Source organism: Variovorax beijingensis, from assembly GCF_007828835.1.
GTDB lineage: Bacteria > Pseudomonadota > Gammaproteobacteria > Burkholderiales > Burkholderiaceae_C > Variovorax > Variovorax beijingensis_A.
Genome location: NZ_VIVL01000017.1, coordinates 51,756 through 70,793, shown reverse-complemented (window position 1 = coordinate 70,793; position 19,038 = coordinate 51,756). Strand labels below are relative to the sequence as shown.

The window sequence follows — 19,038 nt, the reverse complement described above, 5'->3', positions numbered from 1 at the left end:
GGCATGCACCGGAAGATCAGCCTTCAAGCATTCGCCAACTCGGCCAGATGGCTTGAAAAGCCGCCCCCGGCGCCAGCGGCATTCACGTGCTCGAAATGGTCGTACCACCCCGATGCCTTGATGCCTGCCAGCAAGGCATCGCGGGCCTTGGCATCGGGAAAGCGCCAGATGCCCAGGAAGCGATGGCCGCTGGCCTGGTCGATGCCCGGCTCGGTCTGGCCGAGCATCAGGATTTCGACGCCGAGCGCGCCCAGCCCGCCCATGCCCGCCTTGATTTCGTCCAGGAATTGGCTGCGCTGCAGCGCCGGCAACGCCAGCCAGCCGGGCTTGGGGGAATAGAGTTCAACGGTAGTGGGACATGGGAGCTCCTTTGCTTGAGGTTGTGATGAGCGATGCCGCTGGTCATGGCCGGTCTGCCGCCACCTTTTGCAGCAGGCCGGCGAGCGTCTTTCGCTCCTGTACGGACAGATGGAGGAACAGGCTGGCAATCCACCGGCCGTGTTGATCGAACGCCTTCCTGGCCATCTGCTTGCCCTTGCGCGTCAGTCGAATGTTCAAGGAACGCCGATCGCACTCTTGTGGCGCAAAGGTTTTCTCTGTTATTGCGAATGCATTCGCAATTGCAATATAGTCCAGGCATGGAACACCCGCCCCGCCGAACTGAAGCTGCGCCCAATGCCTGGCCGCAAAGCCCGCCGAGCCTGCTGATGGCCAGCGCATGGGTGCGCGTGGCGGGCGCATTGATGCTGGCCGCGGCGCTGTGGCTTGCTGTCGGCTGGGCGCTGAAATGAGCGGCACGCCGATTCCTCCTCCTGCCATCCGGTTGAACAACCTCACGGTGGCCTATCGCGGCCATCCGGCCGTGCATCACCTGTCGGGGGAGTTCACGCCGGGTTCGCTCACCGCCATCGTCGGGCCGAACGGTGCGGGCAAGACCAGCCTCCTTGCCGCGATCATGGGACGCATCCGGCCAGCCGAGGGCGGGGTCTCCTTCGACGGCGCCTCGCGCGACCGCATCGCGTGGCTGCCGCAGCAGGCCGAGATCGACCGGAGCTTTCCGATCCGCGTGTTCGACCTGGTGGCGCTCGGGCACTGGGGGCGGCTCGGCTGCGTCAAGGGCATCGCCGCACGGCAGCGCGATGCCGTGGGAGCCGCGCTCGAGGCCGTCGGCCTTGGCGGCTTCCAGCGCCGCGGCATCGCCGAGCTGTCGGCAGGGCAGTTCCAGCGCGTGCTCTTTGCGCGCGTGCTGCTGCAGGACGCGTCGGTGATCCTGCTGGACGAACCGTTCAACGCGATCGATGCACGTACCACCGCCGACCTGCTGGCCGTGGTTGCGCGCTGGCATACAGAGGCACGCACCGTCATCGCCGTGCTGCACGACCTCGAGCAGGTGCGCCTGCACTTCGACCGCACCCTGCTCATGGCGCGGCGCTGTGTGGCCTGGGGGCCGACGGCCGAGGTGCTGCATGCCGGGAACCTGTTCCGCGCGCGCCAGATGGCCGAGGCGTGGGACGAGGATGCGCCCGTGTGCAGGGAGGTCGTGGCATGAACGCCGCGGCCTTGCTGGTGCAGCCTTTCGTGGAGTACGGCTTCATGCGCCGCGCGCTGGTGGCCACGCTGGCGCTCGGCCTGGGCAGCGCGCCGATCGGCACCTTGCTGGTGTTGCGGCGCATGAGCCTGATGGGCGACGCGATGGGGCACGCGCTGCTTCCGGGCGCGGCGCTCGGCTTTCTGTTTGCGGGCTTCTCGCTGGCGGCGATGAGTGCGGGCGGTTTCCTCGCGGCGCTCGCCGTGGCGCTGGCGGCCGGTTTCGTCACCCGCGTGACGTCGCAGCGCGAAGACGCGAGCTTCGCGGCCTTCTACCTGATCGCGCTCGCGCTGGGTGTGCTGCTGGTGTCGACCCATGGCAGCAGCGTCGACCTGATGCACATGCTTTTCGGCACCATCCTTGCCGTGGACGACGCGGCGCTGATGCTGATGGCCGGCGTCGCGAGCGCGACGCTGGTCGTGCTGGCGGCCATCTACCGGCCGCTGCTCGTGGAATGCCTCGATCCGGGCTTCCTGCGCAATGTGGGCGGGCCCGGCTCGCTGGTGCACGGCGTCTTTCTGGTTCTTACCGTCGCCAATCTGGTGGCAGGCTTCCAGGCGCTGGGCACGCTGATGGCGGTCGGCTTGATGATGCTGCCGGCCACCGCGGCGCGCTTCTGGGCCGCCGAAGTCTGGAGCCTTGCGCTGGTTGCAGCCGGCATGGCGCTGCTGTCCGGCTTTGCCGGGTTGCTGCTGTCCTTTCATGCGCAGTGGCCCTCGGGGCCCGCGATCGTCCTGGTGGCGGGCGCGACCTATCTGCTGTCGCTCGTGTTCGGACCGAACGGTGGATTGCTCACCCGGCTCCTGCGCCCACGCTCTCATCGAAATGCCTGACATGAACTTTCCATCGAATCCCATGCGCCGCCGCTTCTTCGCCACGTCGCTCATCGCGCTGCCGCTGCCGGTGTTTGCGCAATCCACCGCACCGCGTCCGCTGCGCGTCGTCGCGAGCTTCTCGATCCTCGCCGACATGGCGCGCGAGATCGGCGGCAGCGCGGTCGAAGTCGCGGCCCTGGTCGGTCCGGACTCCGACGCGCACGTCTTTCAGCCGAGCCCGGCCGATGCGCGTCGCCTCGCCAATGCCGAGCTGGTCGTCGTCAACGGGCTGGCGTTCGAAGGCTGGATGGACCGGCTTGTGCGTTCATCCGGCTACCGCGGTGCCGTCGCCGTGGCCAGCGAGGGCGTGCCGGTGCGCCGCATGGGCCGCGAGCCCGATCCGCATGCATGGCAGGACCTTGCGAACGCGCAGCGCTATGCGGCGAACCTGCGCGATGCGATGGCGCGCGCACGGCCGGCGTTTGCAGCCGAGATCGGCCAGCGCTGCGCCAGCTACATCGAGCGGCTCCAGGCGCTCGACCGCGAGATTCGCGCACGTTTCGATACGGTGCCGCGCCAGCATCGCCGCGTGATCAGCTCGCACGATGCGTTCGGCTATTTTGGCGCGGCCTACGGCATCGAGTTCCTTGCGCCGCAGGGCATGAACACCGACAGCGAGGCCTCGGCCGCCTCGGTCGCGCGGCTGATCGACCAGATCCGGCGCGAGGACGTACGCGCGGTGTTCGTCGAGAACATCTCCGACCCGCGCCTGGTCCAGCGCATTGCGCGTGAGGGCGGGGTCATCGTCGGCGGCCGGCTTTATTCCGATGCGCTGTCGGCACCGGGAACCGAAGCAGACACCTACCTGAAGCTGTTCGCCCACAACGCCATAACCATTGCCTCGGCGCTCTCCGCGAAGCGCTGAGTTCGTCGAGCGCCCCATCAATCTTCACTCAGAGCCATCCATGAGCCTCGTCCCCGTCACCATCCTCACCGGCTTCCTCGGCAGCGGCAAGACCACGTTGCTGAACCGCATCCTGAAGGAGCAGCACGGCCACAAGATTGCCGTGATCGAGAACGAGTTCGGCGAAGCCGGCATCGACAACGAACTGCTGGTGCAGGAAGAGGGCGAGCAGATCATCGAGATGAACAACGGCTGCATCTGCTGCACCGTGCGCGGTGATCTGGTGCGCATCCTCGGCGAGCTCGCGGCGCGCCGCAGGAACGGCAGCGCGAGCTTCGAGCGTGTGATCATCGAGACCACCGGGCTGGCCGACCCGGCGCCCGTGGCGCAGACCTTCTTCGTCGATGAAGAGATCAGCCAGACCTATCTGCTCGACGCGATCGTCACGCTGGTCGACGCCAGGCATGCGATGGCTCAGCTCGACGAGCACCATGAAGCCCAGGAGCAGGTGGGCTTTGCGGACCGCATCCTGTTGTCCAAGACCGATCTGGTGTCGGTCGAAGAGGTAAGGGCGCTCGAGCAGCGCCTGCTGCGCATGAATGCGCGCGCGCCGATCACCGCGGCGCATTTCGGCCAGGCCCCGATCGACCAGCTGCTCGATATCCGCGGGTTCAACCTGAACGCGATCCTGGAGATCGAACCCGACTTCCTGACCGACGTCGATCACGAACACGATGACGACGTCTCCAGCTTCGTGTTTCGCGCCGAGCGGCCCTTCGATGCGGCGCGGCTGGAAGATTTCTTCGGCGCCATCCTGCGGATCTACGGCACCCACCTGATGCGCTACAAGGGCGTGATCGCGGTGGTCGGACTGGACACCCGCGTGGTGCTGCAAGGCGTCCACATGCTGATGGGCACCGAGGCCGGCCCCGGCTGGAAAGAGGGCGAGCCGCACCACAGCCGCATCGTCTTCATCGGCAGGCAGCTGCCCAGGGATGTCCTGGTGCAGGGACTCGAACAATGCCTGGCCGCAGCAGCATGAAGCCATCCGCAAAGTTCCCATCGATCGAGTGCCCATCGATCCGCCGCCACAGGGCGATACGCGCCATGGCATGCATCGCCGGCCTGGCGATGCACCCGGTCGCATCCCGCGCCCAGGCCGCCTTGCCGGCCGTCGAGGTGTCAGCCGGTGAAACCGCTCCCGGCAGCAGCCTGGGCCTCGACTTGCCGAGCGCAACTGGCTCGCGCCTGGGCCTTGCGCCGCGCGAGACGCCGGCCAGTGTCAGCAGCCTGGGCAGCGCCGACATCGCCGAACGCAACCTGGCCCGCGCGCAGGATGTCGCCATCCGCTTTCCGGGCGTCACCGAAGCGCCGGCGCCCGGCAATGGCGGCACCAGCCTGGTGGCGCGGGGCTTTGCGGGGCACAACTCCGTGGCCCAACTGGTCGACGGCACGCGGCTGGTGGTTGCGTCCGGCACCGTGACCTATCCGTTCTCCAGCTGGCCCTTCGAGTCGGTCGAGGTGCTCAGGGGGCCGGCCTCGGTGCTCTTTGGCGACGGCGCCATCGGCGCGGCCGTCAACTACATCACCAAGCAGCCGCGCTTCGATCGCACGGAGCGCGAAGCCTTCTTCAGCCTGGGCTCCTTCGGGACGCGGCAGGGCGGCATCGGACTGCGCGGGCCGATCAATGACAGCCTGGCCTATTCCGTCTACGTCGATGCGGGCGCGAGCGATGGTTTTCGCCGCTTCGAGAACTACGACCGGCAGAACTACGCGCTCGCGCTTGCGGCGCGTCCGAGCAGGGCGCTCAAGCTGACGCTGTCGTTCGATGGCGGCCGCAATGACGATGCGCGCTACTTCGGCACGCCGCTTCTCGATGGCGCGCTCGACAGCCGGCTGCGGCGCACCAATTTCAACGTGGACGATTCGGTCGTGAAGTACGACGACCGCATGTGGCGCGTCAAGGCCGAATACCAGCTCGGCGACGGCATCCGGCTGCGCAACGAGCTCTACCACCTGGCGTCCGCGCGCCATTGGCGCAACACGGAGGCCTACAGCTTCAACAGGGCCGGCACGCGGGTCGGCCGCGGCGACTACATCGAGATCCTGCACGACCAGGAGCAGACGGGCAACCGCTTCGATGCCACCTTCGACGGCACACTCGGCGGCTTGAAGAACCGCTTCGTCGCCGGCCTGGACTGGTACCGCACGACCCTGCTGCACACCAACAATTCGCCCTACGGCGGCGTGAGCACGGTCGACCCGTTCTTCTTTGCGCCGGGCCATTTCACCAGCCCGGTGCCGACGCTTCCGGGACGCCGCTCCACACTGGAGACGGCCGCGCTCTTCGCGGAGGATGCGCTGGAACTCGCCCCCGGCTGGAAGCTCGTGGCGGGCCTGCGCAGCGATCGCATGCGGCTCGACAACAACGATCTGCGCACTGGCGCCCGTCTGTCGAAGACATACAGTCCGGTCACGGGCCGCATCGGTGCGGTCTGGACACCCAGCGATGCGGTTTCCTTCTATGGCCAGTACGGCACGGGAACCGACCCCTTGAGCGGTGCGCTGTCGCTTCCGAACGGTGGCAACGCCTTCGACCTGACCAAAGGCCGGCAGGTCGAGGTGGGCGCCAAGAGCAGCCTGCCGGCCATCAAGGGCGAATGGACGCTGGCCCTCTACCGCATCGAAAAGCGCAACCTGCTCTCCCGCGATGCCAGCGACCCCAGGATCACCCAACAGGTCGGGCGCCAATCGTCGACCGGCATCGAACTGGCCGTGGCGGCCGAGCCGCTGCCCGGCTGGACCGTCGACGCCAATGCGGCGCTGCTGCGTGCGCGCTACGACGACTTCAACGAGGTGGTCGCTGGCCGCGCCATCTCACGCGCGGGCAACATCCCGGTCGGCGTGCCCGAGCGCACGGCCAACCTGTGGACGGCCTATCGCTTCCAGCCGCGGTGGCAGCTGGGCATCGGGGCACGCTATGTCGGCGCGCGGCAGTCGAACGCGGCCAACACGGCGCGCCTGCCGGCCTACACGGTGTTCGATGCGTCGCTGGCCTACGAGTTTTCGCGCAGCCTCGATTTCAGTCTGGCCGTCAAGAACCTGACGGACCGCGACTATGCGGTCTCGGGCACCGGCAACGTGCGCTGGCTGCTGGGCGCGCCGCGCACGGTGCAGCTGACGGCGCGTGCGCGCTTCTGAATGATCGATGCCGTGCAGCTGGCAATTGCGCCATGAAGAAGGCCCTCATCTTTCTGCACAAGTGGCTGGGCGTCGTGCTTGCGTTGTTCTTCCTCATGTGGTTTGCGAGCGGGGTTGTCCTGTACTTCGTGCCGTTCCCGAGCCTCACCCCCGTCGAACGCCTGCAGGCCTTGCCGCCGCTGCAACTGCCGCCGGGGTGCTGCCTGACCGCCGAGGAGGCGGCTCGGCGCGCCGGACTTCGCTTCACCGAGGCGCGCCTGGGCATGGCGGGTGCGGATCCGGTCTGGCGGCTGCTGGCGCATGGAGAGCAGGGCGCCGCTGCGCCCCATTGGCGAACGCTCGACGCGCGCAGTGGTGCCTTGCGGTCGCCGCTCACGGATTCACAGGCGGCCGCCGCGGCCGACGCCTTCAGCGGGCGCCGCGCACGGCACGCCGAGCGCCTGGAGCGCGATCAATGGACCGTGCCGCAGGGCCTCGATCCCTACCGGCCGCTGGTGAAGGTTGCGCTGGATGGCGAGGACGGGCTGGAACTCTATGTTTCTCCAGGTGCGGCGGAGGTCGTGCGCGACACGCGCCGCGCCGAGCGCTTCTGGAACTGGCTGGGTGCCGTGCCGCACTGGATCTATCCGACCGTGCTGCGGCAGTTCCCCGCCGCCTGGCATCACGCCGTGGTGTGGCTTTCCCTTCCCGCGACCCTGCTGGCGCTGAGCGGCGTGGTGCTGGGCACCTGGCAACTCTTCCTGAACCGTTCGCGCTGGATTCCCTACCGCAAGTTCTGGCTGCGCTGGCATCACATCGCGGGGCTGGCGGCAGGCATCTTCACGCTCACATGGATATGTTCGGGCCTGTTGTCGATGAATCCGTTCGGCGTGTTTTCCCCGCGCGGGGCCACGGCAGACGAGCGCGTGCGCTGGGCCGGCGCACCGATCGAGGCGTGGCTCGATCCGGCCGAGGCGCTGAGGCAGGCCAGCCGGCAGGGCCTCGCTGCGCGCGAACTGGAGCTTTTGCACGTTGCGGGGCAGCCGTGGTATCGCTTGCAATCTGCCGAGGGCCAACTGCTGGTACGTGCCGAGACGCGCGATCCGGAGCGGGCCATTGCCGCGCTGCCTGCGGCCACCGTCCATGCCTTGCTGGCCGCGCTGCGTCCGGAGGCCGGCGTTCCCGCGCTGCGCCGCATCGATTCCTACGACGATCTGTACTACGCACGCGAGGCTGCGGACCCGAACACCCGCCACACCCGTCCGCTGCCCGTGTGGCGCGCCGACTGGACCGACGGCGTGTCCGCCTTCGCAGACCCCGCGTCGGCACGCATTCTCCTGCGCAGCGATGCGTCGGGCCGCTGGCAGCGCGTTCTCTACCATGGGCTGCACAGCCTGGACTTTGCGCCGCTTCTTGCGCGCCCCTGGCTGCGGCATGCACTGGTCCTGGGCTTCTCGCTGCTGGGGATCGGGCTGTGCCTCACGTCTTGCGTGATCGCCTGGCGTGCCCTGGTTCCCTCGCGGCGAAGGCGGGCAACAGCGGCGGCAGCGGCGGGCGCCTTCAGGCCGCAACCGCAATTGGAAAGCGCGCCTGCAGCCCATCCGGCCCGCGCTCGAAAGGCACTGTGACGGCCTCCCTCGCGGCCTGCGGAAGATTGCGCCAGATGAAGTCGCGCGCATTGCCCGGGTCGCCGGCCACGTAGAGCTGCGTGGTCAGCAGCTCGCGCGTGCCGAGCTTCACCTTGACATGGATGTGCGGCGTGCGGCCGCTGTAGGGCACGGGGCGGATGGTGCGAAAGCGGTAGCTGCCGTCTTCACCGACCGTGACGCGGCCGAAGCCCTGGAAGGCGGCATCGGCGCGGCCGCCGTCGCCGGGGTGGTGGTAGTGGCCGTTCTGATCGCACTGCCAGATCTCGACCTGGGCGCCGCGCAGCGGCTTGCCGGCCAGATCGGTCACCGTGCCGTCGACCCAGGCCGGCTGGCCGCCGCGGTAGTCCAGCGCGCCGTTGCGCAGCAGATCGCCGTCGGAATCCTGCGGCAGGCGCACGGGATAAAAGGGGCCTTCGGTCTGCGAAGGGGTGGCGAGCCGGCTGGCCGCCGGCTGCGCGCGGGCGCCCAGCCAGAGCGCGGGCATGGCAACGAGCGCTGCGGCGACGGTGCGCCGGGGAAGGCCGGATGCTGATGGGGCGTTCATGGCAGGTCAGAGCCGTGCAGCATGCGCCGAGTTCCGGGTGCGGGTCAACGGCGCCGGGCCGTGTTTGAATGCACCGGTGAATCCGACATCTGCCATGCCCGAACAGCTGCTACTCCCAGGCATCGATCCCGCGCCGCCGCCGCCCCGCCGTGCGCGCAGCACCGCGCCGCGCAAGGAGCGCCTGCCGCGCTCTCTCTTCTTCGCAATCTTTCCGCGCCCCGAAGATGCCGCGTCGATTGCCGCGCTGGCGGCGCGCCTGAAGGACCGGCATTCGCTGAAAGGCAAGCTGACCGAGGCGCATCGCCTGCATGTCACGCTGTATCACCTCGGGCATTTTCTGGCGGTGCCGCGCGAAACGGTGCAAGCGGCCCTGGAGGCGGCTGCCGCCGTGGCGCCGCCGTCGTTCGAGGTGATGTTCGACGAGGCCATGCGCTTCGAGCAGAGCAAGGCCTTTGTGCTGTGCGGCGGCGGCAGCAGCACCTCGGCGCTTGCGGCGTTCAGGCAGCGCCTGGGTGAGGCGCTGGCGGATGCGGGCTTCAAGCCCGAGCGCGGCTTCACGCCCCACATGACGCTGGCCTACACGCCGCGCAAGATCGAGCCGCATGCCATCGAGCCGGTCCGGTGGATGGCGGGCTCGTTCTCGCTGATCGAAAGCCACGTCGGCGAAGGCATCCACGAGGTGCTGGGGCGGTGGCCCTCGGAGCGGGCGGCCTGACGACGCGCCAGGCATCGCCTGTTGTGCCTCGCGTCCATGCGATCTGTATCTGTTCTTCAAGGAGCGGATGGCGACAATGAAGCTTCATTGAACGGAAGCCGAATGACATCGCAAACCCGAGACCAGATTGCCGACCGGATTGCCGCCGAGCTGGGCCACAGCTTCGAGGGCGAGCTCATTGCCGGCGGCAACTACGCACCCATCGCCCGTGACGGCCGCACGCTCTACACCAGCGGCCAGGTGCCGCGCGTGGGCACCACGGTGGTCGTCACCGGCCGCGTGGGCGACCAGGTGCCGCTCGGCAAGGCCCGCGAGGCCGCGCAGATCTGCGCCTTGCGCTGCCTGACCCTGCTGCGGCGCGAACTCGGCTCGCTCGACGGCATCGAGAAGGTGCTGCGCGTCGGGGTCTTCGTGCAGTGCACGGCCGATTTCACGCAGCAGAGCGAGGTGGCCGATGCGGCGTCCGAGCTGCTGCACCGTGTGTTCGGCGAGGCTGGCGTGCATGTGCGCACGGCCGTCGGCGTCTATGCGCTGCCGAAGAATGCGAGCGTGGAGCTGGAGATGACGGTGGCAGCCAAGGACAATGCAGGCCGCAGCAGTTAGCGCTTGGACAGGCCGGCGATGTCTCGCGCGAGCGAGGCGATCGTCAACGGTGCGCAGCCTTCGGCATTGTTGCTCACGGTGACGTAGGCCAGCTGGCCCGCGCCGGTGGTGCCCGCGATCACGCGGGCCAGCGCCTCGCGGGTCTCGGGATCGGGATCGACGATCCTGTCGAACGGACCATAGAGCTTTTCCGCATCTTCATAGCCGAAGCGGCCGTGGCGGCGGTGCAGGTTCCAGCGGCACACCAGCGGTCCGGGCCAGAGCGCGCGCAGCATCGGCAGCTGGTCTTCGATCGGCGGCATCTTGGCATGCAGGCCCATGCAGAAGGTGGCGCCCACACTGCGAAGCATGTCGGCAAAGGCAGGGCAGAGCAGCTGCGGGTCGCGCACCTCGACCGCGATCACGGCATCGGGCGCTGTCGGCTTCAGGCTGGGCAAGGCTTCGAGCATCTCGCCGAGGCGCGCGAGCAGCGCGGGCTGGTCGGCCAGCAGTTGCGCGGGAATCGGGCTCAGCTGGAACACCAGCGCACCGATGCGGTGGCCCAGGCCTTCGAGCGCCGGCTGCACGAATTCCTGGATCGCGATCTCGCTGTTCAGGAACACCGGGTTGGCCTGCGTGCCGCGGCCGCTCTCGTCGCGCACGGTGGCGTCGGTCACGAGGCTCGGCGCCTTCACCACGAAGCGGAAGTCGTCGGGCACCATGGCCGCGTAGCGCGCGTACTGGCTCGCAGTGAGCGCGCGGTAGAAGTTGCGGTCCAGGCTCACCGTGCGGAAAAGCGGATGCCGGGCGAGGGCGGACAGTCCGTTCTTCGACAGCACCGTTTCGGCGTAGTCGCCATCCCAGACGAGATTGGCCCAGCCAGGATAGCGCCATGAAGAGGTGCCGAGCCGCAGGCCGGAAGGGAGCGCCGCGGCCAGCTCGACCAGTGCCGGATCGGCGGGCGCCGGTTCCACCGTGGCGCCGCGCGGCTTCTTCTTCACAGGCGGCTCGGCCTCTGGCGGCACCGTGGAATGCGCCTCGGGCGGGCGCGGAAGATCGGGGAAAAGGGAGTCCTGCACTTCATCAGCCATGTTGGGGCCGCATTCTCGGCCAACATCGGGCGGCCTCGCCGCGCCGGGCACAATCCGCGCCATGAAACAGTGGTTGCGCACGCAGGGTGGCTGGTGGCTGGCATGGCTGGCCCTCACGGCCGTGGGCGCGGTGTGGCTCGCGCGCACCGAGCTCGCGCAGCTGCAGCAGGATTTCGAGACCGACGCGCGCATCGCGCACCGGCTCCTGAGCCAGCAGGTGGTGCAGTACGACGCGGTGCTGGCCACGCTCGCGCTGCTCGAACCCGGCGACGGTGCGGACCGCCCGGAGCAGCGCCTGCCATCGGTCTATCCGTCGATCCTGCGCGTGCAGCGGCGCGAACGCGACCAGGCCTGGCCCGACGAGAAGCAGGCCGCCGCATTGGCGGCTGCGGAAGCGCGTTCACGCAGCGAGCGCCGCGCCGAGCTGGCGGAGCTGGACCTCGCGCAGGGCCGCTACCAGCTCGTGATGGGCGCCACGCCCGCCAGCTACGCCCTCGAGATCGACCTCGCCGGCTCGGTGCCGTGGCGCGACTGGCCGATGGACCCGAAGCGAAGCCCGGTGCGCGTGAGCCTGCAGCGCGGCGCGCAGCAGTTCGAGCTGCAGCCGGGGCGCGCGGCGCAAGCGGACGCGGGCGGCTGGCGCTTTGCCCTCACCAAACCCCTGGCCTCGCCGAGCCAGCCTTTCGACGTGGTGGCCGAGCGCCACGTGGGCTGGGCCGAGCTGCCATGGCGCAGCATCGCCGGCTGGGCCTTGGCGGCGGCGCTGCTGCTGGCCGGCCTGTGGACCGCGCAGCGCCAGCGCATCGCGCGCCGCCGGGCCGAAGAGCTGCTGCGCCTTGGCCAGGTCGCAAGGCTCAATGCCCTGGGCGAGCTTTCGGCGGGCCTGGCGCACGAGCTGAACCAGCCGCTCACGGCCGTGCTGGCCAATGCACAGGCCGCGCGCCGGCTGCTCGACGACGATCCGCCCGACCTGGCCACGGCGCGCAATGCCATGGGGCAAGCCGTGGAGCAGGCGCGCCGCGCGGCCGGCGTGGTCGGGCGACTGCGCCGCGTCATCGAACGCCCCGAAGCCGGCGGCGACGTGAAGCCACTGGTGCTGCAGGAGGTGGTACGCAGCGCCATGCACCTGCTGGCGCCCGAGTTCGCGCAGCGCGGCGTTGCGGCGCAGTTCGACGCCACCGCGCAGGCGCCGGTGCGCGTGCAGGCCGAAGCGGTGGCGCTCGAGCAGATCGTGCACAACCTGCTGATGAACGCCTTGCAGGCGCTCGACCTGGTGCCTGCGTCCGAACGCCGCCTTTCCGTTTCTGTCGGTCGCAACGGCCAGGAGGGCGTGCTGACCGTGACCGACAACGGACGCGGCATCGCGCCCGAAGCCATGCCGCGCCTCTTCGAGCCCTTCTTCAGCACACGCGAAGGCGGCCTGGGCCTTGGCCTGAGCCTCAGCGAAACGCTGGCGAGCGGCATGGGCGGCAGCCTCTCCGCGGCCAATGCCGCGCCGCGCGGCGCACGCTTCACGCTGCTGCTGCCGCTGGTGGCAGCATCCACGGAGCGCATGGCATGAACAACACCTCGGCCATCCACCAGCCGCAATCGCCGCTGATCCATCTCATCGACGACGACCAGGCGGTGCGCGACAGCCTGTCGCTCTTGATCGGCACGGTCGGCCTGCGGGTGCAGGGCTGGGCCGATCCGCAGGCCTTCATCGACGGCTTCGACCGCGCGAGCGTCGGCGCCATCGTGCTCGACGTGCGCATGCCCGGCATCAGCGGCCTCACGGTGCTCGACCGGCTCATGGCGCAGGGCGTCGACCAGCCGGTGATCATGCTCACGGGCCACGGCACGGTCGAGATGTGCCGCCGCGCCTTCAAGGCCGGCGCGGCCGAGTTCCTGGAGAAACCGGTGGACGACGAGCAACTGCTCGAAGCCCTGCAGCAGGCGGTGCGCCAGCATGTGCGTTCGCGCGAGCGCTCGCAGGCCGACAACGCAGCGCGCGAGCGCGTGGCGCAGCTGTCGGAGCGCGAGCGCGAGGTGCTTGCCTTCATCGTGCAGGGCCTGACCAACAAGGAGATTGCGCGCACGCTTGCGCTGTCGCCGCGCACGGTCGAGACGCACCGCGCCAACCTGTTCGCCAAGCTCGACTGCGATTCGCTCGCGCAGCTGATCCGGCGCTACGCGGTGCTGGTGGCCGGCGAAGGCTGAACGTGGGCGCTCCGTAGAACTACGGAGCGTCGGGCGTAGCCGTACGAATGGCTGCGGCGGGCAGTGTTTTCTACAGTGGCGCAGCCGCCGGCAAACGGCCGGCGCCATTCACCCTGCATTCACTGGAGAAAACGAAAAATGCGTCCCAACCTTCGCTTCGGCGCCCTCGCCATCCTGCTCGCTGCATCGGCCGTCCAGGCCCAGGCGCCAGCACCCGCGGTGCGCACCGAAAAGAACATCTCGCTCGCGCTGGCCAACCAGATCGCGGCCGAAGCCGTGGCCGCCTGCGCCGCCAACGGCTACAACGTGGCCGCCACCGTGGTCGACCGCGCCGGCACCGTGCGCGCCATGCAGCGCGCCGACAACGCCGGCCCGCACACGCTGGCGTCGAGCGAGCGCAAGGCATGGACCTCGGCATCGGCCAAGAGCGCGACGCAGGCCATGATGGAAGGTGCGCAGAAGAATCCGGGCGCCGCCAACCTGGCGTACCTGCCGGGCTTCCTGCTGCTGGGCGGCGGCGTGCCGGTGAAGTCGGGCAACGAAGTGATCGGCGCCGTGGGCGTCGGCGGTGCGCCGGGCGGCCACCTGGACGACCAGTGCGCCAACGCCGCCATCGAGAAGGTCAAGGGCCAGCTGGGCTGATGATGAAGCATGGCATCTGGTCCGGGCTGCTGGCAGTCGCGCTTGGGTTGGGCGCATCGGCTGGTGCGTCGGCCCAGGTGCCGCCACAGGCGGCCGAGCTGCTGGCCTATGAAGGGCTGCACCGCGTGGCCTGGCAGGGCGACCTGCCCAGGCTCAAGGGCCTGATCGCGTCCGGCGCCAATCTCGACACGCGCGACGCGCGGGGCCGCACGCCCCTGCACGTTGCCACGCATGCCCGGCAGCGCGAGGCGGTGAAGCTGCTTGCCAAGGCCGGCGCAAACCTCGACCTGCTCGACGACGACCGCTACGACGCCGTCACCATCGCCGCGGTGGCCGACGACGCCGCGACGCTCGCGCTGCTGCTGTCGCTCGGCGCGAAGGCCGGACAGGTGACGAGCCGCTACGACGGCACCGCGCTCATTGCCGCCGCGCACCTGGGCCATGACGAAGTGGTGCGCCAGCTGATCGCGGCCGGCGCGCCGCTCGACCATGTCAACAACCTGCACTGGACGGCAGTGATCGAATCGATCGTGCTCGGCGACGGCGGCCCGCGCCACCAACGCACGCTGGCCGCACTGATCGATGCGGGCGCCAACCTCTCGCTGGCGGACCGGCAAGGCAACACGCCGCTCCAGCTGGCCCGGGCCCGCGGCTACACGGCCATGGTGAAGCTGCTGGAAACGCCGCGCGCACGATAGGACGGCTCGGGGACAATCGAGCCTCACCACGAGGAAATTGCCCCATGTACATGCCGCCGCAATTCAACGCCAAGGACCCGGCCATCGCGCTGGAGCTGATGCGCGCACATCCCTTCGCCAGCCTGATCTCGACCGACGACGAAGGCCTGCCCTACGTCACCCACCTGCCGCTGGTGGCCGAGCAGCAGGAGGGTGGCCAGCTGGTGCTGCTGGGCCACTGCGCCAAGCCCAATCCGCACTGGCGCCATCTGCAGGCGCGGCCGCAGGCGGTGGCCACCTTTCTCGGTCCGCATGCCTACCTGTCGCCCTCGGTCTATCCGGACCTCGCGCGCGTGCCGACCTGGAACTACCTGGTGGTGCATTGCACCGTCCAGGCTAGTCTGATCGAGGAGCCCGCGGCCAAGGACGCGCTGCTCAAGAAGCTCATCGGCGAGCACGAGCCCGGCTATGCGCAGCAATGGCGCGACCTGGGCGAGGAGTTCCAGCTCAAGATGCTGGCCGGCATCGTCGGATTCGAGCTGCGCGTGAGCGCACTGCAATGCAAGGTCAAGCTGAACCAGCACCGGCGCGAATCGCACGCCGCCATGCATGCCGTCTACAGCGCCGGCACGCCCGACGAGAAGGCGCTGGCCGTGTGGATGGAGCGCCTGGGCATGACGGCCGAAGCGCCCGTGGCGGAAGGAAGCTGAGATGCGCATGTTCGGACTGGCCGGCCTGCTGCTGGCGCTCGTGATCGCCGGGGTGGTGGCGAAGAAGCAGCTCACCAGCGTTGCCGCGCCCGCGGCCGGCGAGGCGCCCGCCGATGCGCGCACGCAGGCCCAGCAGGTGCAAAAGCAGGTCAAGGAAGCGCTCGACGCCGCGGCGCAGGCGCGCAAGATGCCGGATGACAACTGAGTCCGCTTCCAAGCCCATGGGCGATGCGCACTGGATGGCGCTCGCGCTGGCCGAGGCGCGCCTTGCGGCCGAGGCAGGCGAGGTGCCGGTCGGCGCGGTGCTGGTCAGGAACGGGCAGCTCGTCGCCACCGGGCGCAACACGCCGGTCGCGCAGCACGACCCGAGTGCCCATGCCGAGATCAACGCGCTGCGCGCCGGCGCCGCCGCGCTCGGCAACTACCGGCTCGACGGCTGCGAGCTGTTCGTCACGCTCGAGCCCTGCGCGATGTGCGCAGGTGCCATGCTGCATGCGCGGCTCGCGCGCGTGGTGTTCGGTGCGGCCGACCCCAAGACCGGCGCGGCCGGCTCGGTGCTCGATCTGTTTGCCGAACCCCGGCTGAACCACCGCACGCAGGTGCAGGGCGGCGTGCTGGCCGCGGAGTGCAGCGCGCTGCTGCAAGGCTTCTTCCAGCAGCGCCGCGATGCGGCGCGCGAGCAGGCGGAGCCCCTGCGCGACGACGCGTTGCGCACGCCGCCCGAGCGTTTCGGTGCGCTCGCCGGCTACGCCTTCGAGCCGCGCTACATCCATGACCTGCCCAGCCTGCAGGGCTGGCGCATGCACTACCTCGACGAGGGGCCGCGGGACGGTTCGGCCGCCGCCTGCCTGTGCCTTCATGGTCCGGGCGAATGGGGCTACTTCTTTCGCCACCTCGTCGGGGCGCCCGGGCTGCGCACGCTGGTGCCTGACCTGATCGGCTTCGGCAAGAGCGACAAGCCCAAGCGCGAAGCGGCGCACCGCATCGAATGGCACTGCCAGGTCCTGAACGAATGGCTCGACCGCCTGCAGCCGCCGCCGATGGTGCTGGTGCACAGCGCCGCGGCCACCGGCCTGGCCACACGGCTGCAGGCCGGAAGGGGCGGCCTGTTTGCAGCCGTGCTGCTCGCGCCCGAAGGCGGCGAGCCGGTGGGCGATGCATGGCGCACGCCGTTCCCCGACCGCGGCTACCAGGCCGCGCTGCGCGCGCTCGGTCCCATGGCGTCCTCGTCCGGCCCGAATGCGCAGCAGGCTGCGCTGCTCGCCCAGGAGGTGCGCAACGCAATGGGATACTCGACGCCGTGAGCAAACACATCTACATCTATTCCCCCTCCAGCGCGATTCGCGACAAGGCCGCCTTCCGGCGCGGCGTGGCAAGACTCAAGGCGCTGGGCTACGAGGTCGAAATCGACGAAGCCGCGCTGGCCGTGCACCAGCGCTTTGCGGGCGACGACGCCACGCGCCTCGCTGCCATCAGCCGCGCAGCCGCAAGCAGCGCCGACATTGCACTGATCGCACGCGGCGGCTACGGACTCACGCGCATCCTCGACGCGATTCCCTACAAGGCCGTGGCCAAGGCGATCGGGCGCGGCACCGAATTCGTCGGCCTCAGCGACTTCACCGCGCTGCAGTGCGCACTCTTCGCCAAGACCGGCGCCGTGACCTGGGCCGGCCCCGCCGTCGGCGAAGACTTCGGTGCCGAAGGCGGCGCGGACGACATCATGGAAGCCTGCTTCGGCGACCTGGCAAGCGGGCAGGGCGAAGGCACCGGCTGGCGCATGCCGGTGCGCGATGCCGGCCTGAAGCTGAAGCCCGTGCACGACGCCACCTTGTGGGGCGGCAACCTGTGCGTGCTCGCGAGCCTGCTCGGAACACCTTATTTCCCCGCAGTGGAGAAGGGCGTGCTTTTCATCGAGGACGTCAACGAGCATCCCTACCGCATCGAGCGCATGCTCGACCAGCTGCGCATGGCCGGCGTGCTGGCCAGGCAGCGCGCCATCGTCTTCGGCCAGTTCACGGGCATGCGCAAGGTGCCGGGCTACGACCGCGGCTTCGGGTTCGAAGCGGTGGTCGACCGGCTGCGAGCCACGCTCAAGGTGCCCGTGCTCACGGGCCTGCCTTTCGGGCACGTGCCGACCAAGGTGCTGTTGCCCGTGGGCGCGAAGGTCGAGCTGGCGGCCGAAGGACGCGACGTCTTCATGGTGTGGGGCCACCGGCATGGCGGCCACGGCCACGACCACGGCCATGCGCATTGAACGCGAGCTGCCGCGGTATCCTTCAGTGGGTGAAGCGCTGATGGGCGCGCGGGCCCATCGAGCCGGGCAGGCCGCCCTTGAACATGCTGTTGATGGCTTTCATCTGGCGGCGGGCTGCGGCTTCGCCGTCGATGGCGCTCAGCGCAACCATCACGTCCTGCCGCAGGTACCAGAGCGCTTCCACATCGGATGCAAAGCGCACGCGCTGCGCCACGCGCTGGACCGAGTGCTCGCCATGCGCCTGCAGCACCGACAGCATGGCGGCCCGGATGCGTCCCAGCTGGTTCTCTCCCACCCGGGGAGACCCGATACCGGGAATTCCGAGGAGGCGGAAAAAACGACGAAGAGGCAGCATGTGGACTAAAGGCGTATTGCCGGGAGCCAGGACGGTCGCTACCTTAAGCCTCGGGCGCGCGAATCACAAGTTCTGAAACACTGTTTCTTGTTTGTAAACAACACACTTTACGTTGCACTTAAAGCTGCCATAAGGGTTTGAGTACAAAAGTAATATAAACAAGCCGCTGTCACAGCATGGACGTCAATTCCACAGTCGTATTCGCAGACCTGACCGGAAGCTCCAGGGTTTTCGAAGCCATGGGAAATGCACGCGCCACCGACACGGTGACGCGGCTGACCCAATGGATCGGCGGCGTCTGCCAGGCACACGGCGGCAGGGTCGTGAAGTCGCTCGGCGATGGCGTGTTCGCCATTTTTTCGAATGCGGCCACCGCCACGCAGGCAGTGATCGAACTGCAGCGCCATCACCAGAAGCGCCTCATGACCTGGCCCGTGCCGCTGCGCATGGCGCTGCAGATCGGCGTTGCAAGCGGCGAGGTGGTCGAGGTCGAGGGCGACTGCTTCGGCGATGCCGTCAACCTGGCGTCGCGTCTGAGCGACCTGGCGGGGCCCGGGCAGATCTGGGCCACCGATGCGGCGATCGCGCAGTTGGGCGAAACCGGCGTTCGGCATCGCGACCTGGGGCTCATCACCATTCGCGGGCGCAGCGAGATGTCGGCCGTCCACCGCATCGACTGGCAGGAGGAAATGACTTCGTTCCTCACGCTGCCGGCCGCGCTGACGCCGCTGCGGCTGCCCGATTCTTCGCTGGGACAGATCGAGCTGGCGTGGCTCGATGTGCGGTCCACCTTCCGCACCGAAGAACTGCCGATCCACCTCGGGCGCGTGAGCGATGCGCAGTTCGTGGTCAATGATCCGCGCGTCTCCAGGCTGCATGCACGCATCGAGCTGCGGCATGGCAGCTGCGTGCTGACCGACCTGAGCACCTACGGCACCTGGGTCCGGTTTCACGGCAACGGCGGGCCGAGCCAGGAAGTGGCGCTCAGGCGCGAGGAATGCGTGCTGCACGGGCGCGGCGAAATCGGCCTGGGCGCGCCGCTGAGCGATTTCACCGCACCGACGATTGCGTTCAATACCGCCGGCGCCGAAGTGCAGCTTTCGCGCCGCGAGATCACGAGCTGAGCGGCATCG

The 19,038-nt window shown here is 69.0% G+C and carries 23 protein-coding genes; 18 read left to right on the top strand and 5 right to left on the bottom strand.

Going from position 1 to position 19,038, the window contains the following annotated elements:
- Positions 1–23: 23 nt before the first annotated feature.
- Together FB547_RS30625 and FB547_RS33435 are read right to left on the bottom strand one after the other, a co-directional pair.
- Positions 24–311, bottom strand: coding sequence for a DUF6616 family protein (locus FB547_RS30625; RefSeq protein ID WP_145747385.1), 288 nt, complete (start codon positions 309–311; stop codon positions 24–26).
- Between the two features lie 91 nt (positions 312–402).
- The gene (locus FB547_RS33435) at positions 403–558 is read right to left on the bottom strand and encodes a hypothetical protein (protein WP_186454305.1); all 156 of its coding nucleotides are present in this window, start codon (positions 556–558) and stop codon (positions 403–405) included.
- 80 nt (positions 559–638) lie between these two features.
- Here FB547_RS33435 and FB547_RS33430 point away from each other — a divergent pair, with 80 nt between their 5' ends.
- The 7 genes from FB547_RS33430 (at position 639) to FB547_RS30595 (ending at position 8,115) form a co-directional block, all read left to right on the top strand.
- Positions 639–791 carry a hypothetical protein gene (locus FB547_RS33430; protein ID WP_186454304.1) on the top strand — a complete coding sequence of 51 codons (153 nt, stop codon included), beginning with the start codon at positions 639–641 and terminating at the stop codon, positions 789–791.
- Positions 788–1,549, top strand: a complete 762-nt coding sequence (locus FB547_RS30620; protein WP_186454303.1) for a metal ABC transporter ATP-binding protein — start codon at positions 788–790, stop codon at positions 1,547–1,549. Before FB547_RS33430 ends, FB547_RS30620 begins: the two co-directional genes overlap by 4 nt.
- Entirely contained in the window at positions 1,546–2,421 is an 876-nt protein-coding gene (locus tag FB547_RS30615) for a metal ABC transporter permease (protein ID WP_145747384.1), read from the top strand. The genes FB547_RS30620 and FB547_RS30615 overlap by 4 nt, the downstream gene beginning before the upstream one ends.
- Position 2,422: 1 nt before the next feature.
- A complete protein-coding gene (locus tag FB547_RS30610) occupies positions 2,423–3,328 on the top strand; it encodes a metal ABC transporter substrate-binding protein (RefSeq protein ID WP_145747383.1) in 906 nt (301 codons plus the stop codon).
- Positions 3,329–3,368: 40 nt separating this feature from the next.
- Positions 3,369–4,349, top strand: coding sequence for a CobW family GTP-binding protein (locus FB547_RS30605; RefSeq protein WP_145747382.1), 981 nt, complete (start codon positions 3,369–3,371; stop codon positions 4,347–4,349).
- 65 nt (positions 4,350–4,414) lie between these two features.
- Positions 4,415–6,508: a TonB-dependent receptor gene (locus FB547_RS30600; RefSeq protein ID WP_145747381.1), complete on the top strand. Its 2,094-nt coding sequence runs from the start codon at positions 4,415–4,417 to the stop codon at positions 6,506–6,508.
- Positions 6,509–6,540: 32 nt separating this feature from the next.
- Positions 6,541–8,115, top strand: a complete 1,575-nt coding sequence (locus FB547_RS30595; protein WP_145747380.1) for a PepSY domain-containing protein — start codon at positions 6,541–6,543, stop codon at positions 8,113–8,115.
- Here the strand turns inward: FB547_RS30595 and FB547_RS30590 are convergent.
- Positions 8,048–8,620 carry a protocatechuate 3,4-dioxygenase gene (locus FB547_RS30590; RefSeq protein ID WP_145747405.1) on the bottom strand — a complete coding sequence of 191 codons (573 nt, stop codon included), beginning with the start codon at positions 8,618–8,620 and terminating at the stop codon, positions 8,048–8,050. The two genes, FB547_RS30595 and FB547_RS30590, sit on opposite strands and share 68 nt — an antisense overlap.
- Before the next feature lie 154 nt (positions 8,621–8,774).
- Here FB547_RS30590 and thpR point away from each other — a divergent pair, with 154 nt between their 5' ends.
- Positions 8,775–9,395, top strand: a complete 621-nt coding sequence (thpR, locus tag FB547_RS30585) for an RNA 2',3'-cyclic phosphodiesterase (protein WP_145747379.1) — start codon at positions 8,775–8,777, stop codon at positions 9,393–9,395.
- 102 nt (positions 9,396–9,497) lie between these two features.
- Positions 9,498–9,998 carry a RidA family protein gene (locus tag FB547_RS30580; RefSeq protein WP_145747378.1) on the top strand — a complete coding sequence of 167 codons (501 nt, stop codon included), beginning with the start codon at positions 9,498–9,500 and terminating at the stop codon, positions 9,996–9,998.
- Here the strand turns inward: FB547_RS30580 and FB547_RS30575 are convergent.
- Positions 9,995–11,068: a DUF72 domain-containing protein gene (locus tag FB547_RS30575; protein WP_145747377.1), complete on the bottom strand. Its 1,074-nt coding sequence runs from the start codon at positions 11,066–11,068 to the stop codon at positions 9,995–9,997. The two genes, FB547_RS30580 and FB547_RS30575, sit on opposite strands and share 4 nt — an antisense overlap.
- Positions 11,069–11,129: 61 nt before the next feature.
- Between FB547_RS30575 and FB547_RS30570 the strand changes: the two genes are divergently transcribed.
- The 8 genes from FB547_RS30570 (at position 11,130) to FB547_RS30535 (ending at position 17,550) form a co-directional block, all read left to right on the top strand.
- On the top strand, positions 11,130–12,629 hold the full coding sequence (locus tag FB547_RS30570; RefSeq protein ID WP_145747376.1) for an ATP-binding protein: 1,500 nt from the start codon (positions 11,130–11,132) through the stop codon (positions 12,627–12,629).
- Entirely contained in the window at positions 12,626–13,267 is a 642-nt protein-coding gene (locus FB547_RS30565; protein ID WP_145747375.1) for a response regulator transcription factor, read from the top strand. Before FB547_RS30570 ends, FB547_RS30565 begins: the two co-directional genes overlap by 4 nt.
- A 138-nt stretch (positions 13,268–13,405) precedes the next feature.
- Positions 13,406–13,909, top strand: a complete 504-nt coding sequence (locus FB547_RS30560) for a GlcG/HbpS family heme-binding protein (RefSeq protein WP_145747374.1) — start codon at positions 13,406–13,408, stop codon at positions 13,907–13,909.
- Positions 13,909–14,607 carry an ankyrin repeat domain-containing protein gene (locus FB547_RS30555; protein WP_145747373.1) on the top strand — a complete coding sequence of 233 codons (699 nt, stop codon included), beginning with the start codon at positions 13,909–13,911 and terminating at the stop codon, positions 14,605–14,607. Before FB547_RS30560 ends, FB547_RS30555 begins: the two co-directional genes overlap by 1 nt.
- Positions 14,608–14,651: 44 nt before the next feature.
- Positions 14,652–15,296: an FMN-binding negative transcriptional regulator gene (locus FB547_RS30550; RefSeq protein ID WP_145747372.1), complete on the top strand. Its 645-nt coding sequence runs from the start codon at positions 14,652–14,654 to the stop codon at positions 15,294–15,296.
- A gap of 1 nt (position 15,297) precedes the next feature.
- A complete protein-coding gene (locus tag FB547_RS30545; protein WP_145747371.1) occupies positions 15,298–15,501 on the top strand; it encodes a hypothetical protein in 204 nt (67 codons plus the stop codon).
- Positions 15,491–16,600, top strand: a complete 1,110-nt coding sequence (tadA, locus tag FB547_RS30540; RefSeq protein ID WP_145747370.1) for a tRNA adenosine(34) deaminase TadA — start codon at positions 15,491–15,493, stop codon at positions 16,598–16,600. The genes FB547_RS30545 and tadA overlap by 11 nt, the downstream gene beginning before the upstream one ends.
- A complete protein-coding gene (locus FB547_RS30535) occupies positions 16,597–17,550 on the top strand; it encodes an LD-carboxypeptidase (RefSeq protein WP_145747369.1) in 954 nt (317 codons plus the stop codon). The genes tadA and FB547_RS30535 overlap by 4 nt, the downstream gene beginning before the upstream one ends.
- 22 nt (positions 17,551–17,572) lie before the next feature.
- On the opposite strand, the gene FB547_RS30530 is transcribed toward FB547_RS30535, so the two are convergent.
- The gene (locus tag FB547_RS30530) at positions 17,573–17,845 is read right to left on the bottom strand and encodes a hypothetical protein (RefSeq protein WP_261380458.1); all 273 of its coding nucleotides are present in this window, start codon (positions 17,843–17,845) and stop codon (positions 17,573–17,575) included.
- 236 nt (positions 17,846–18,081) lie between these two features.
- Between FB547_RS30530 and FB547_RS30525 the strand changes: the two genes are divergently transcribed.
- Positions 18,082–19,029 (top strand): adenylate/guanylate cyclase domain-containing protein, encoded by a 948-nt coding sequence (locus FB547_RS30525; RefSeq protein WP_145747367.1) that lies wholly within the window; start codon positions 18,082–18,084, stop codon positions 19,027–19,029.
- Positions 19,030–19,038 lie beyond the last annotated feature (9 nt).